Genomic DNA, 14,101 nt, shown 5'->3' with positions numbered 1-14,101 from the left:
CAACTCTTTGAAAGTGGAAGGGAACAGCAGGCCATACTCATGATAGGTGCTGAAACATACCGCCCCGCAATGGTGGCAGAGCAACTGTCAGCATCTTGAAGGAGATCAGCGATGGGCATATTGACCACGCCGCACGCAATTCAGGAATCCGAAAATGCAGGCGTCAACGCTGCCGGCCTGTCCATCGCCGATGGTGCTGTCGCGTCGGGCATCCGCGTCGGGACGGCCGCTGGCACATCCCGCGGATTCGGCAGGACGAATATTGTGACATCGCCGTGCTCATTCTGGAGACGCTCCATGCCGTCCGGGCCGGGACTCTCGATGCGGGCGGCCCAAAAGATCAACGCGCGCGTGCGCCGGCTCGTTGCGCGTTTTCCGCTGCCTTATTGATCGGAGGCGGGCGCGATGAAGATGCCTCCCACCGTCGAACTCTCGCCGGACGAAATCGCCCGCTTCGGCCGCAATCCCGTCACGGCCTTTGCCGCAAACCTGAGAACCGTTGAGGAACGCATCGCAGCCGCCTGCCGTCGCTGCGGGCGGAGCGCCGATGATGTGCGCCTTCTGCCGGTGACCAAGACGGTCCCGGCCCAAGTCCTGCGGCTGGCATACGCGGCCGGCCTTTGCGATTTCGGGGAGAACAAGCTTCAGGAGGCTCGCGACAAGCGGGCCATACTTAGTGATCTACCGATCCGGTGGAGCATCATCGGTCACCTCCAGAAGAACAAGGTGAAGTATCTCGTCCGGCTGGCGTCAGAGTTTCACGCGCTCGACAGCCTCCGGCTTGCCCAGGAACTGAACCGCCGGCTTGACGCCGAAGAGCGCGATCTTGACGTGTTCGTCCAGGTCAATACCTCAGGTGAGGAAAGCAAGTACGGCCTGCACCCCGGCGATTTGATGCCTTTCGTCGAGCGCCTATCGGAATTTCCTCGGCTGAGGCCTCGCGGCCTGATGACGCTGGCCATCTTCAGCACCGATACCGAGCGGGTGCGAACCTGCTTTCGCTTGCTGCGCGAGCTGCGAGATCGCGCCGTCGCCACTCACCCCGGTCTGACGCAGCTTTCCATGGGCATGTCGAGCGATTTCGAGGTTGCCATCGAGGAAGGCTCGAACGTCGTGCGGGTTGGACAGGCAATCTTTGGCGCACGCCCGACCAGCGATGCGTTTTACTGGCCCGGTCCGATGACCTCAAACGATTCCGCCGCAAACACGTAGGCTGCCTCGCCAAGCTGGGCGTGAACGGTCGTCCACGAGCCAACGGAAAGCTGCGCACCGACGTCCGGGAATGTAGTGGGATTAGAAGACCTTACCACGCGCGGTCACGGGCCACAGTGCTTCTACTTTCGTCCCGCGGACACAGACATACCAATCGTGCAAATTGCAGGTTGGGTCGCAGTGTCCGGGAACCAGCTTGAGCTTCGTATTGATTGACAGCGTATCCCCCGGATCGTCGATCGTCCCGTGCTCGTCGGAAGCATCCACGAAGGTGAGATCCGGACGGCCGAAGACCGTCGGCAGGCCACTGTCGACGGAATGCGCCTTCAAACCAGCATCGCAAACCGCTCTTTTGGGCTCTGCTCGGCTTATGATCGACGTAAGCACGAAAAGTGCGTTTTCGAACCCACCAACGCGCCCACCGTCGTCGGCGCGGATCATACCGTAATGCGCGTCCATGAAGATGTAGGAGCCACATTGGAGTTCGTTGTAGATGCCGGACATGCCTTCGAGATCGAACGTTCCCGTACCTGCCCCACCGACGATCGTGCACTTTAGGCCGACCTCCCGCATCAGGCCTACCGTCCTGTCCGCTGCGGCCGTCGATTTCACAATCGCAGATCGTCGCTCGACTGCATCTACGATGTGCTGGGCGGAGCCATGGTAAGCCTGGATGCCAGCAAAAACCAGGTTTGGCGAGGCTGCGACCTGCTGCGCAAGCTTTACCGCGGGCATGCCGGGTCTGACACCGCATCGCCCGGAACCGCAATCGATTTCGACGAGCACTTCGAGGGTCACAGCGTGCTCGGTCATGACCCTGGACAAGTCCGACACGTTAGTCGCGTCGTCCACGCACACAATGATGCGGGCGAGCTTCGCAAGCCGTGCTAGACGCGCGATCTTGTTCGGTCCACACACCTGGTTGGTGATGAGAACGTCCGTGATTCCTGCCCTTACTAGAGCTTCCGCTTCCGATACCTTCTGGCAGCAGATGCCACAGGCGCCGCCTCTGGCCATCTGGTAGAGAGCGATATCGGCAGACTTGTGCGTCTTCGCATGTGCACGAAGACGCACATTCATACCCTCGGCTTTAGCGCGCATGCCAGCGCAATTCCGCTCGAAAGCGTCAAGATCGATGATCAGAGCCGGCGTCTGTACATCATCGAGAGAATCCCCGATGGCGGCCGGGATGTCGTAACCAACTTCAAGATCGTCCATTGCTCCTGCCACTCCGTGAGACTCCAAACCTCCAATGACCGCCCATGATATTAACATGCGAACGGTTTTGTCACGTAAACCTGCTGTCAGTGGGCGCCGTGTATCACTTTGCAAAGCGATTGAACACGCGGACGTCGATGATTGGTGGCTTGTTGGCTCAACGACAACATACTTCGTTTGATCAGTCCTGGCGAAAGCTTCGCGAAGAAGGACTGCCCAGACATCGAAGACGATGAGCTCTGGCTTTCCAAAAGCTCGCCGACAGGGCACCGGAGAGTATGTTGAAGAAGGTACTCTTGCCGGCACCGTTCGGACCGATGATCGCGGTGATCTGACATTCGCGGAATGTCGGTCGTTATACCCTTGAGTGCCACCAGCGCTGCTTGTCCCGCCTGAAGGAACCGACCAACCTCAACGCGAGAGCACCTCCAAACGATCGAGGGCAATTACGAAACCTTGCAGCGAAATTGAGAACGGCGCGGCCGCGCCGCCATCGGCAGTCGCCATGACCTTGAGGGCTGCACCGGCGCGCAGCGCGACCAGCGTCGAGGCATCGAAAGTAACGTTGACAACGCAGCCCGCCGGCAGACAGGTGCGGAAGCGCAACGGCTGCATGGCCGGCTTCTCGTCAATCTGGAAGGTGACGCCGGAATCGAGCGCCAGGCCGAACGGCAGTACGAGCGTGCCGGAGACGGTATTGTCACTCGGGGCGTTGAGCTCGAGCGCCAGCACACGCTGGCCGTTCTGTTGAGCCTGGATCTGCGACAGGGCGCAACGCTTGACTGCGCCCTGCGCGACGCAGGTGACGCGCCAGTCCTTGAAGGTCTCGTTGAGCGAGGATGCCCCGCCGGGAAGGCGGGAAGCTTCGCCGCCGGTTTGAGCCTGCGCAACCTCGAAGCGCTGTGGCGCGGGATCGTTGAAATCGTCCTTCGCAGATGCGGTCTGCGTCGGATTGGAGACCGCAACGCCCGGCACGACATAAAGCGCCGCACTCAGCAGGAGCGTTGCGACCGTGGAGAGACCAAAAACGCTTTTCTCTCTCATCATACGAGCGCCTTTCGTTCGTTCGCGCGCTGCGCGTTGAGATAGAGGAGTTTCTGGAACCTCCGCTGCGACGCCAGGTGCAGCGTCACCAGATCGAGCCAGCCTTTGGCATGCCAGTCGGCAACGGTTTTGGCCGGAAGCGCACGAAACACTTTCTCGTCAACGAACTGGAAGCCGTTGACCTCATGCTGCGATCCGTCGGGCAACCGAAATTGCGCATGATAGGGCGCGAGCAGATTCGCTTCGATCAGTGCCTGGCCGAAGGCCACGGTGGCGGTGTGGTCGGTGTGATAGGCGTGGCAAAAGGCCATGGCCGATTGGGCTGCCGCGGTTGCTGCGCCATCGGCATCAAACAAACGTTCGGCACTGCGGTACGTGGATGCACACGCGACGAAGCGATCACTGTTCCGATCGACGCTCAGAAATTGCCGCGTCCTGTCCTGCGTTTCACTGGCAATGAAGGGATAGCGGCGAATATAGGCTGGAACATAAGCGCCCGGGTGCCAGCCTCCGTCATGCGCAATAAAGAGATTGTCGTTACGGCGAATGCCGACCAGTGCGATCGGCAGGGCGTTATCTTCCATGGTGAAGACGATCGGATAGTGGCACTGAGCGACGGCGAATTCACCTATGCAAAGCGGAATGGCGACAGCTTCGCGGGCGAAGCTAAAATGCGTGGCCGGCGCGATGCCGACGTCGCTATGCTCCTCGAAACGGAGAACCACAGGGTCCTTGTAGAAAAGCGGAAGGCGTGTGCTGCCTTTTCCGGAAGGAACGTTCTTGTCTTCTGTCAAAATGAACACCCGGTGCGTTGCGCCATTGATGTTGAACTATCGGCCGCCGCCGGAGCGCGGCGAACCGTTGTTGCTTTCGGCTTTGCGCACCATCGGCGTCAGACGGGCTTCGGCGACGTCTTGATGAGAGCCGGATAAACTTGCCATGGAACACACTCCCTTCATGGCAGTTCGAATGCTGGGTAACGCCTGGACAGGCATCACCCAGCATATCCTGGTTACCGGAAGGCCAGTTAGAACTTCGCGTTGAAGTTGGCCTTGAAGGACTGATCGATAGCCTCCGAGCCGAACTGGCCACCATAGGTGACGCCGAGCGCGGTGTTCGCCGTCAGCGCGAGGTCGAAACCGGCTTCCACGACGGCAGCGTCACGCGCGACCGGTACGCCGGCGATGGCGAAGGTATTGTCGGCGCCAGCGAAGCGCATGGTGGAGGTTGGCATCACATCGTCAAAGGCATGACGCCAACCGAGCGTGCCCCTGGCGGTAACCGAAGCACCGCTCAGATCGAAGCTCGTCGAGGCACGTAGGCCGAGGGTCGTGAAGGTCGTATCGGTGTTGGCAGAGGCGCTGGTGAGCGCCGCTGCACCGCCCGCCTCGCGGAAACTGTCCGTATGCAGGTTCACATAGGCAAGATTGGCAAACGGCTCGAAACGTGCTGCACCCATACTGAAGCCATAGGCCAGTTCGCCGAAGACCTGCGCGGTGCCGGCGTTGTAGTCGCCCTTGAGGCTATCTGTGAAACCGGGGAAAGCCACATTCCGTGAGGTCGAGATGTCATGCCACGTATAGGCCGCGCCAGTGCGGAAGGCGAGATCGCCCCAGGCCGTGCCGCTATAGAGGCCGAGATGGTAGCTATCGCTCGAACCGGAAGAATGCCGATCCTTCGCATCGAAGCTGGTGTGGCTGTAGCCCGCGGCCGCGCCGAAGCGCCAGGTATCGAACACCGGGGCGTCTGCACCGAGGAAGAAGCCGCCGGTCTTGCGATTGAGTGGCGCGGCATTGCCGTCGCCATTCGTATGGCCCCAGGAGCCGAAGCCCTGGCTCCACAGCGCGAAGCGATCAGTATTGGCTGCAACCGGCTGAGGCACACCGTTTTCATACGTGATCGCTGCGCCAGACGCTCCCACACCGTCGTAGGCCGCGCGGAGACGGTCGTTGACGGCATTGCGGACGAAGCGGCTGTCCTCGATCAAGGCCGTCTTCGCAGAGGCGTGAAGTTCTCCTGAAAGCTGATCGAAGGCATAGCGCGCTTGCTCGGCCGACAGGTTCAGGACGGCATCGTAGACTGCGTTGCCTTCGCCCAGGCTCTCGACACCGCCGCCAGTAGCGACCTGGTTGCGGGTGACGCCGACATTATCAAAAGCAACGCTGTTACGGGTCATCGTCAGATAGACGTTGTTGTCGTCGTAGCTGAGCGAAGGATCGAGGAAGGCGAGATTCGACGCAACGCCGTCCGTGTATGTGCCGTTGACGCCGCCGTCTGCCGTCAGGATCGTATAGCGGGTTGCGGATGTATAATTGCCTGTGCCAGCAATTACCCGAACGGCCCCGCCATCGAGGTATGCCGAGCCTGAGACGTCAACTAGATCCGATTGGCCTTCTCGATTGACCTCAACCTCATAGGCCGATCCCTCTCGGAAGTGAATATTGCCCGCGATAGTGAGAGTGCCGATCGAATTTCCCGGCGCAATGGTTGCGCCAGTATTGATGTTGACGGAGCCACTCATCGTCCCGACACCCGCAAGTACGGTTCCATCGTCCATATTAATGTCGCCGCCGAGCCTGCCATCGACCATCAGGCCGCCGCTGGTCACGGACGTCCCGCCACCAAATGCCGAGCTGTCTCCCGTTAGACGAAGCAAATTTCCGTTGCCAACAGCGACTTGGAATTCACCCTCACCTGAGATCGTGCCACGATATGTGCCGCTCTCATCGTGCTGAAACCGCATAAAGCTGTTCGCAGCAATCGAGACGTCGCCGCCGAACAGATCTGTTCTAGACGCCAGCCCACCTTGACTAATCGTCCAGTCGAGATCGTTGCGTCCGGCAAGGGTAAGTGTCCCCAATCCTGACTTTTCCATGGCTCCCCGACCGTATATGCTGCCCGCGAAGACGGCGTCACCATCCTGATTGAACACCACATGGCCGTTGTTCCCGATATTGTTGCGAATACTCCGGGTGTCGCCCACGAGCGTACCAGCCCGCACGATCGTGTCCCCGCGATAGCTGCTGTTGCCGGTGAGAACCAGAGTGCCGAGATCGTCCTTGATCAGTGCGCCGTCGCCGCGCAACTTGGAAGCAATCGTTGCGACGTAATTCGCCCCGGCCTGCGAGCCGTCGCCGACACGGATGACGGTTTCCGCCGCCGCGAGCGTGATGGCATCGCCCTCGATATGGTAGCCATCGACGGCGAACTGCATTCCAGTGACTGAAACCGCGCCGTCTGCGCCCCTGACGGTGATCGTCCCCGGGCCCCCCTGGAAGATCGCGAAGCGGCTGCCCCAGTCATGGTTGGCCTCGCCGTTCGCGGTTGTCCAATTGGTTGATCCGTTGCGCCAGACGCCGTTTCCACCGGCAATCGATCCGTCAGCCGTGGTGTTGGCACCGTCCCAGAACTGCATGTCAGGACGCGGATCGGGACCGGGACCGGGATCACCTCCCACTAGGATATTCACCTGCTTGTCGATGGCTGTCTGTATCTCGATATCGCCAATGTCGTATCGGCTGTCGTCCGGCACCCCGACGACATCCAACCCGTTGTTTGTCAACGTGCCACCGTAGTTGAACAGCCGGTAGATCCCCTGACCGAAATTGACGCCGACACCATCGTCAATCGTGAGCCGGCCATCGAGCACAAGGTCGCCTTCGACCTCGAAGAAGGCCGAAGTGCCCGGCGCATCGACCAGGATATGGATATCGGAATTCTCGCCGAGCGTAAGGCTTCCCATGGTCAGCGTGCGGTCAAACTGTCCATAGAGTCGCCCGCCATCCGCGATGACGACATCGCCTTCAATACGGCCGGATCCGGTGACGGTGCCGCCGAAGGCCGCCTCAACATTGCCGCTGTAGCGGCCATCGAACGACAGTCCTCCTGCACGGACGACGGCACCCGGCGCATCGAGGCTTTCGCCGGTGAGGCTCACCGTACCCTGGCCGACCTTGTGGATGAGATGGTTGTGGCCGGCTATGATACCGGACAGGGTGCTGAAATCGTTATTGTCGAGATTGAAGCTGTCATCGAGCAGCATATTTTGGGCAATAGTGACACTGTTCGACAATTGCAGGGTGCTGCGGTCTTCCGAAGCTCGTCTGAAGGTCACCTGTCCACCAAGACCGAACGCACGGTCTCGACCCGCCAGAACCCGGCCGCCTTCGACTACGGTTTCGCCAACGTAGGAGTTGTTGGCGAGCAGCTCGAGCGTCCCACTGCCCTGCTTGCGGAGCCCGCCAGCCCCACTGATCATACTGGCGACGCGCGAATTACCATTGAAGGCACCGACGGAAAGGATGGTTCCCTCATCGAGAACAACAGACCCAGCGGTACCCTCGAGGCGGTTGATCGTCTCACTCTGAGCCAGACGCAACGTGCCGTTGTGGCTGATCCGCACCAGATTGGTGTCGGCGATAGCATCGCCGCTATCGAGTACCAATGTGCCATACTGGACGTCGGTGTCACCGGTAAAGCTATTCCTTCCCGTCAGAGCAAGGGTGCCGTTACCGTATTTTATAAACGGACCGGAGCCGGCAATCGCCCCGCCCAGGTCGACGGAGTGTCCGGTGTTGACGGTAAGCATTGCGCCTGCCGTACCCGAGATGAGAACGTCGTTGGTTAATCTCAACCCGTCAGCCCCGAATCGCAATTCGGCAGCTGCGGTGCCGCTTGAGTTGAATTCGATGGTCCCGGAACCAATACCAGTAGCGGTATTGAGCTCCACAGTCCCATACGCGATCTCCGTGCCGCCGGAATAGTCGCTTACCCCCCCAAGGAGGAGCGATCCACTTCCTGTCTTGCGGAGCCGCAACGTACCAGCCCCGTCGCGAAGCCCCCCTTGCGACAAGCCCGTTACCACGCTGAAGGTGGCCATGGTCCCCGTCGCGTCGTTTTGAACCCGAGCAGTGTTGCCGTGGATGCCGATACTTTTAAGGTTCAGGTCCACACCCGCCAGATCCAGAATACCCTCGCCGAGCACTGAAACACTCGTTCCATCTCGCATGAAATAATCGCGCGCCGCCGAGACTTCGCCAAACTGCACTCGTCCGTTCCAAATTCTCAAAATCCCACTATAGGATCCCGGAGACGTCTGGATTCCCGTAATGCTCGCCGGATTGAAAATGATCGTGCCGTAGTTGGGTGCGCCTTGCCCCAGATCCAGAAACGCATTGGCCGCAGCAAAATTGAGATTACCGGCATAGGTCGCGATCGTTCCCGCCGAACTGGACATATTAACCCGCGTATTGATCACAATGTCGTCAGTGTAGGAGCCGCTGTCCGTGTAACGATAGTTCGCCTCCTGCGCATTCGCGACCGCAAGCGGAAGCAGGACGCTCATGAGCGCGGTGGCGCAGAGAAGACGGCCTTTGCGGTTGAGTACAATAGAACTCGTCGTGGGACTGGTGAAAACCATGGTGCTACTCTCAGGTGCTTGATGTTCAGTAAGCTTGGGCTGATCGAGGCGCGGGCGGTGCTCCAAGCTGCCTGCCGCGCTTCGAATCCGCCCCGTCAACGGCCCTTTTGGTCGGGGGCCTCGCCTCCGATTGCGTGTTCCTGATCCGCATCGCCTGCAAACTCCGTTCGAATTTCGAACGGCGTAGCAGGCGGATATCCAGGCGACCCCATATGGTCAGAGGGGTGGCAAAAATTCTTTCGCACAAGGCGCTAGAATCGTGTGCAGAAACAAAGAGGGCGGGAGACCATATCTCCCGCCCTATCGAATTCTCGTGTTGTGCTCGTTGAGATGAACAGCTTGTTGCCGGAAAGAATGTTTCTTCTGCCGGGCTTTTGACCCGCCGAATGACGGGATCGAAACTACTTCTACCGCCGAAACGTAATATTTCTCAGGCGAGGAATATACGAGCTAACGAACTCCCGATACTCCGCGCCCCGTGCGCGGATACCGTCGAAATTCCTCTTCTCGGCGCGCAGCAGCGCCATCGCTTCCTCCTTCTGCTGAGGGGTCATCTTCGCAACCTCCCCGATCTTGTCCATGAAATCCTCCATCATCTGCTCCATCTCGGCCTGCGGGATGGATGCAATAAAGCCGGTCATCGTCTGGTCGAATGCCGTTTTCCAGGCGGTACGGGTGAAGCCTGCGGCGGGGATCAAGCGCGATGTCTCGTCGTCGATCTGAAACCACTCCTCCGCGGCCTCCTCGTCGTAAAAGACGCTGCCACCGGTTTCCGTGACAAGATTTTCCAGTATGGTCACGACTCGCTCGGCCTCTTGACTATCAAGCGCGGCGGCCGGCGAAGCGTACGATACCATTCCTGCCATCAACAGCAGCGAGATCACCTTCCCAAAGCCACGCACACCCGAGCCTGTCACCGCCGCCCCACGTCCAGCTTTGCTCCTCAGTAGCATTCTTGCATGCCCCCCGATTGCACCTTGGCCGACTGGCTCGTGGCGACCATGGTGCCCGCCGTCGATGCAGCCTGGCTGGCGACCATGCCGCCACGCCCGCCGAAGCCACCGAAGCTTCCGACCATTCCGAGCGCACCACCCAGCATCGCCGCGTTTGATTGCGCTTGTATGGCCTCCTCGCAGGTTTTCCTCTTTGGCTTCGGCTTCTGCATTCCAGCCGTGACCGCCGCAGATTTTTCGCGTGTCGGGACCGCGGTCCCCGACCCTGAAGAGGTTTGACTGCATCCCCCAACAGCAAGACAAAGCAGCCCGATAACTACGAACTTCATGATTTTTCCTGATACTTCTAATTGACTGAACTGTGCCCAACAGATGCGCTTCGACAAGCGCGGCACGAAACTTGCCCTTCCCAAGTAGAGCAAGAAATCGAGGCTCGCCCCGTTGGTTCATAGGGGGCGCAGAAATAAGCGGGGGCCTACATCACAGGAGGTTCAATGTGCCTTGATTATGAAAGATATTTCGAATGAAACGCGCGGTTAGCCGCATATTCTGCTTGCAGTCCTTAGCAGCGCTGGCAGCGACGCTCGTCCTGTTCACTGCACAATCCGCATTCTCGAAAGAATTCCCGCGCCCAACTGGGGCGGTTGTGCTTACAGTGACGGGATTGATAGATAAGAAAAACGGCGATGGAGCCGCCCTTCTCGATGAGGGTATGCTCTTAAGGTTGCCGCAACACAGAATAGAAACCCGTACACCCTGGACCGATGGGATTGCCCGTTTCGATGGGGTTCTCCTGAGGGACCTGCTGGCTGCAGTCGGAGCGAGCGGCGACACGCTCTTCGCCGAAGCCATCAACGGCTACAGGATCGCGTTTCCCCTCTCGGATGCAGACGAATTCGGCGTGCTGCTTGCCATGCGGCTGGACGGAAAGCGATTATCCCGACGCGACAAGGGTCCGCTCTGGATCGTTTATCCGCGCGACAGTATCGCCGAAGTCCGGGACGAGCGATATGACTCCAGATGGGTATGGCAGCTCAACAGATTAGAGGTTCGATGAGCATCATGGTCAGCAAGCGAACAGTAACGGCGCTAACCGTAGCAGTAATCGCCGCCTGCGCTGTGCTATTGAGCTTGGCACTCCACCGGCTGATGCAGGCCGAAAAAGACCTAGCAAATTCCGTTGGCGAAAACGTCCTTTGGCTGATTTCTCAGGTTCACTACGAGGATCACCGTCTCGCGTTGGCCGGTGAGGCCTGGAACCGCGGCAATCGGAACGAGGATGACGTCGACCAACTTCAGCTTCGGCTCGACATGGCTCTCAGCCGGCTTGCCCTTCTCTCCGAGGGGATGCTGGGAGAAGTGATCGCCCGCAACTTGGGAAGCGTGCCCCTGCAGACCGCTACTACACACTTGAAAAGTTTCGAACAGGCTCTGAAAACCGCAACGACGTCCAAATCCCCTATTCCACGAACTGTACTCGACAACCTGTTGAGTGATGCTGCCATGTTCAGCAACGCGGCCAATGATATCATGATTGCGGAGCGCAACAGCGGAGCAGCTGAGCGCGACAGATACAGGGCTGTTCTGTTTGAGGCGAGTATCGCCGTACTTCTGATTTTCGGTTTTGGGATTTTCATCGTCATGCGTCTGGTGGCGAGCCTCCGCTCGGTGGCCCTTGCCGAACGTGCGCTCAGGCGCGACCGCGATTTTTCGCGCCTCCTGCTGGAGTCAAGTGGAGACGGTGTTGCGGCCTTCGATCAAGACCTCCGCTGCACCCACTGGAATACCTCCATGAGTGCGATGTTCCCTATCCCCGGCGGGGGCAACATCGTCGGGCAACACATTCAAAGCGCTTACTCATTTGCCGATGACCACACGGTCATGAAGCTGATGCGCCAGACCCTTGCGGGCCAGAGCCTTCACGTGCCGGCGCATGCGATACCCAGCGGCACTCGCTACATCGAGAAGTTCACGTACCCCATCAGGTCGGGAGATGTGATTGTCGGCGGAATACTCTTCTTTCGTGACGTTACGGACGCGCACGGCGTCCAGCTTGAGCTTGTCAAACACCGCGACCAACTCGAGAGCCTCGTCGCAGAGCGCACACGCGATCTTGAAGAATCCCTGGCGAGAGAGACTGGTCTGCGGGAGCTCTACAAAGGCTTCGTATCGATGGTGTCGCATCAATTCCGAACACCTTTGTCGATCATCGATGCCAGCGCCCAGAGAATAATCCGTCGAGGCAAACATATGACAGAGGGGGAAATCCACGAGCGTGCGGGCAAAATCCGCGCAGCGGTGCTGCGACTTACACGCCTTGTGTCGAGCACGTTGAATGCCGCCAAAGTCGATGCCGGACAGATCGATGTCGACATTCGCCGTTGCGACCTTGCGAAGCTCATCGTTGAAGCCTGTGAGCGCCAGAAGGAAGCATCCCCCAACCGAACATTCCGCATCGAACTGGAGCAATTGCCTGCATGGACACCTTGCGATGCGCTCTTGATCGACCAGGTGATTGCCAACCTGCTTTCCAACGCCGTCAAATATTCATCACCGCCCCATCCGATCGATATCGTCGCGGAGGTGGATCACCTGCGAGTTCGCGTACGGGTCAGCGACCGGGGCGTCGGCATTCCCGACGAGGAACGCGACAGGTTATTCGAACGATTTTTCCGGGCTCAAACCGCCGTGGGCGTCGAGGGGACGGGCATAGGCCTACATGTCGCGCGCTCCATCGCTCGCATGCATGGGGGTGATGTGGACGCCTTCGCGCGTGAGGGCGGCGGCTCAACCTTTGTTCTCACCATACCCAGAGAGGAAGTACTCGCGGCATGAATGCGGATCAATTTGCCACGTCGGATTTCGAATCCGGTCGCCAGAAAACTATCCTCTGCGTCGAAGACGAAACCGATCTTCGCTCTGACATTGTCGAAGAGCTGGTGTCGGCGGGCTATCGCGTGATCGAAGCCGGAAACGGACGGGAAGCACTACTCGAGCTCGAAGCGGCGCGCCCGGATCTGATTTTGTGCGATATCACCATGCCGGAGCTTGGCGGTTACGAGCTGATGGCGAGGCTGAGGGCCGATCGCCCCGACCTTGCCGAGGTGCCTTTCGTATTTCTGACGGCATTGGCCGACAGGGTCGAGGTCTTGAACGGCAAGAATGCTGGCGCTGATGATTATCTGGTAAAGCCCGTAGACTTCGACGACTTGCTCGCCACAATCAAGTCACGACTTCGCCTCGTGGACCGGATTCGCCTGTCGCTTCTGGCAGATCTGCAACGCGAACAGCAACAGCTAATCGAGCAAGCCGTCAGGGAGGGCGAGATCACACTGGCGGCCCTCGCTGCGGCTCTGGACCACGTTTCGATCGGCATATTTCTTCTCGATGAAACCGGCGAAGTCCGTATGACCAATGAAGCGGGACGTCATTTGATCAGTGAAGGCGATGGCCTTTCCTTGACCGCAACGCGCCTGTACGCCCGCGCCGCAAAAACTTCGCAGCCGCTCAAATCGGTTCTTGCTGCCGTTCTACAAGAGGCCGGAAACAGCCACACGATAGCTGTCGAGAGGGAGGAAGGCCACCCTCTCGTCCTGCAGCTCTCGTCAATCCGTCTTCCCGATTGCAATTCCCCACATGCAATCGTCTTTGTGGTGGATCCGGACAAGCAACCCTATATTTCCCCCGAAGTCTTGGCGCCTCTTTTCGGATGTACTGCGGCGGAGGCAAAGCTGGCCGCCGCTCTGGTGGCGGGAAAGCGACTTGAGGAAATCGGAGAGGAGTTCGGCGTCAAGCCGTCGACTATAACGTTCCATCTGCAGAATCTGTTTCAAAAGACCCACACGCATCGACAAACCGACCTCGTCGCCTTGCTCATAAGGGCGACGGTTCCGCTTTCGCTCAGCAATTAGAGTTCAGCCCCCTGTATTACAGGGGGGCGGCTGCAGATTAGCCATGGTAGCACCGCCTCGGACAAGTGAATTGGGTGCGACGATGCGAACAGAATGGGCCGGTTTAGCAGACGACGCAAAATTGCCGAAAGATTGCGAGTGGTCGCGGCTATCGCGCGACGCGGGATCCCGCGGCAACCGCGAGGCTAGCGATGACGCTCGACATGCGAGCGCGAGCTGAGCCATTTCGCCCCACAGGTGCAATGCCCGAACCACTCGATGGCTTGTAACAGAATTACGCCATCGAGGCACTTCTGCCACAGGTAGTCAGTCGCCGATTACAAGCATCCAAACGTCAGAGACTC

Annotated in this window: 10 protein-coding genes and 2 pseudogenes; 5 read left to right on the top strand and 7 right to left on the bottom strand. The window is 59.1% G+C overall.

What is annotated here, in order from left to right; translation table 11 throughout:
- Positions 1 to 198: 198 nt before the first annotated feature.
- Both glyA and J2Y48_RS22505 read left to right on the top strand, forming a co-directional pair.
- Positions 199 to 390 (top strand): annotated as a pseudogene (glyA, locus tag J2Y48_RS22510) (serine hydroxymethyltransferase); the annotation flags it as partial.
- Between the two features lie 15 nt (positions 391 to 405).
- On the top strand, positions 406 to 1,212 hold the full coding sequence (locus J2Y48_RS22505) for a YggS family pyridoxal phosphate-dependent enzyme (RefSeq protein WP_405030288.1): 807 nt from the start codon (positions 406 to 408) through the stop codon (positions 1,210 to 1,212).
- A gap of 81 nt (positions 1,213 to 1,293) precedes the next feature.
- Here the strand turns inward: J2Y48_RS22505 and J2Y48_RS22500 are convergent, their stop codons facing one another.
- The 7 genes and pseudogenes from J2Y48_RS22500 to J2Y48_RS22470 form a co-directional block, all read right to left on the bottom strand.
- Positions 1,294 to 2,430 carry a DSD1 family PLP-dependent enzyme gene (locus J2Y48_RS22500; protein WP_310422887.1) on the bottom strand — a complete coding sequence of 379 codons (1,137 nt, stop codon included), beginning with the start codon at positions 2,428 to 2,430 and terminating at the stop codon, positions 1,294 to 1,296.
- Positions 2,431 to 2,682: 252 nt separating this feature from the next.
- A pseudogene (locus tag J2Y48_RS25445) lies at positions 2,683 to 2,807 on the bottom strand (ATP-binding cassette domain-containing protein); the annotation flags it as partial.
- 34 nt (positions 2,808 to 2,841) lie between these two features.
- The gene (locus J2Y48_RS22490; protein ID WP_310422884.1) at positions 2,842 to 3,474 is read right to left on the bottom strand and encodes an invasion associated locus B family protein; all 633 of its coding nucleotides are present in this window, start codon (positions 3,472 to 3,474) and stop codon (positions 2,842 to 2,844) included.
- Positions 3,474 to 4,268 (bottom strand): SapC family protein, encoded by a 795-nt coding sequence (locus J2Y48_RS22485; RefSeq protein ID WP_310422881.1) that lies wholly within the window; start codon positions 4,266 to 4,268, stop codon positions 3,474 to 3,476. Before J2Y48_RS22485 ends, J2Y48_RS22490 begins: the two co-directional genes overlap by 1 nt.
- A gap of 233 nt (positions 4,269 to 4,501) precedes the next feature.
- Positions 4,502 to 8,893, bottom strand: coding sequence for an autotransporter domain-containing protein (locus J2Y48_RS22480; protein ID WP_310422878.1), 4,392 nt, complete (start codon positions 8,891 to 8,893; stop codon positions 4,502 to 4,504).
- 407 nt (positions 8,894 to 9,300) lie between these two features.
- Complete coding sequence (locus J2Y48_RS22475) at positions 9,301 to 9,846, bottom strand: hypothetical protein (RefSeq protein ID WP_310422874.1); 546 nt, start codon at positions 9,844 to 9,846, stop codon at positions 9,301 to 9,303.
- On the bottom strand, positions 9,837 to 10,232 hold the full coding sequence (locus J2Y48_RS22470; RefSeq protein ID WP_310422871.1) for a hypothetical protein: 396 nt from the start codon (positions 10,230 to 10,232) through the stop codon (positions 9,837 to 9,839). The genes J2Y48_RS22475 and J2Y48_RS22470 overlap by 10 nt, the downstream gene beginning before the upstream one ends.
- Before the next feature lie 137 nt (positions 10,233 to 10,369).
- Here J2Y48_RS22470 and J2Y48_RS22465 point away from each other — a divergent pair, with 137 nt between their 5' ends.
- From J2Y48_RS22465 to J2Y48_RS22455, 3 genes are read left to right on the top strand one after another with little or no spacing between them, the layout of a single operon-like run.
- On the top strand, positions 10,370 to 10,903 hold the full coding sequence (locus J2Y48_RS22465) for a molybdopterin-dependent oxidoreductase (protein ID WP_310422868.1): 534 nt from the start codon (positions 10,370 to 10,372) through the stop codon (positions 10,901 to 10,903).
- The gene (locus tag J2Y48_RS22460; RefSeq protein ID WP_310422865.1) at positions 10,900 to 12,681 is read left to right on the top strand and encodes an ATP-binding protein; all 1,782 of its coding nucleotides are present in this window, start codon (positions 10,900 to 10,902) and stop codon (positions 12,679 to 12,681) included. Before J2Y48_RS22465 ends, J2Y48_RS22460 begins: the two co-directional genes overlap by 4 nt.
- Positions 12,678 to 13,757, top strand: a complete 1,080-nt coding sequence (locus tag J2Y48_RS22455) for a response regulator (RefSeq protein WP_310422862.1) — start codon at positions 12,678 to 12,680, stop codon at positions 13,755 to 13,757. The genes J2Y48_RS22460 and J2Y48_RS22455 overlap by 4 nt, the downstream gene beginning before the upstream one ends.
- Positions 13,758 to 14,101 lie beyond the last annotated feature (344 nt).

Source organism: Mycoplana sp. BE70, from assembly GCF_031455855.1.
In the GTDB taxonomy this organism is placed as follows: domain Bacteria; phylum Pseudomonadota; class Alphaproteobacteria; order Rhizobiales; family Rhizobiaceae; genus Mycoplana.
The sequence above is the reverse complement of the archived record's forward strand: the minus strand, read 5'-3'. Positions and strand labels throughout refer to the sequence as shown.

Excerpts from the sequence above, each read along its gene's own strand:
- J2Y48_RS22505 (WP_405030288.1), top strand. The coding sequence starts at position 406 with ATGAAGATGCCTCCCACCGTCGAACTCTCGCCGGACGAAATCGCCCGC.
- J2Y48_RS22500 (WP_310422887.1), bottom strand. The coding sequence starts at position 2,430 with ATGGACGATCTTGAAGTTGGTTACGACATCCCGGCCGCCATCGGGGAT.
- J2Y48_RS22490 (WP_310422884.1), bottom strand. The coding sequence starts at position 3,474 with ATGAGAGAGAAAAGCGTTTTTGGTCTCTCCACGGTCGCAACGCTCCTG.
- J2Y48_RS22480 (WP_310422878.1), bottom strand. The coding sequence starts at position 8,893 with ATGGTTTTCACCAGTCCCACGACGAGTTCTATTGTACTCAACCGCAAA.
- J2Y48_RS22475 (WP_310422874.1), bottom strand. The coding sequence starts at position 9,846 with ATGCTACTGAGGAGCAAAGCTGGACGTGGGGCGGCGGTGACAGGCTCG.
- J2Y48_RS22465 (WP_310422868.1), top strand. The coding sequence starts at position 10,370 with ATGAAACGCGCGGTTAGCCGCATATTCTGCTTGCAGTCCTTAGCAGCG.
- J2Y48_RS22460 (WP_310422865.1), top strand. The coding sequence starts at position 10,900 with ATGAGCATCATGGTCAGCAAGCGAACAGTAACGGCGCTAACCGTAGCA.
- J2Y48_RS22455 (WP_310422862.1), top strand. The coding sequence starts at position 12,678 with ATGAATGCGGATCAATTTGCCACGTCGGATTTCGAATCCGGTCGCCAG.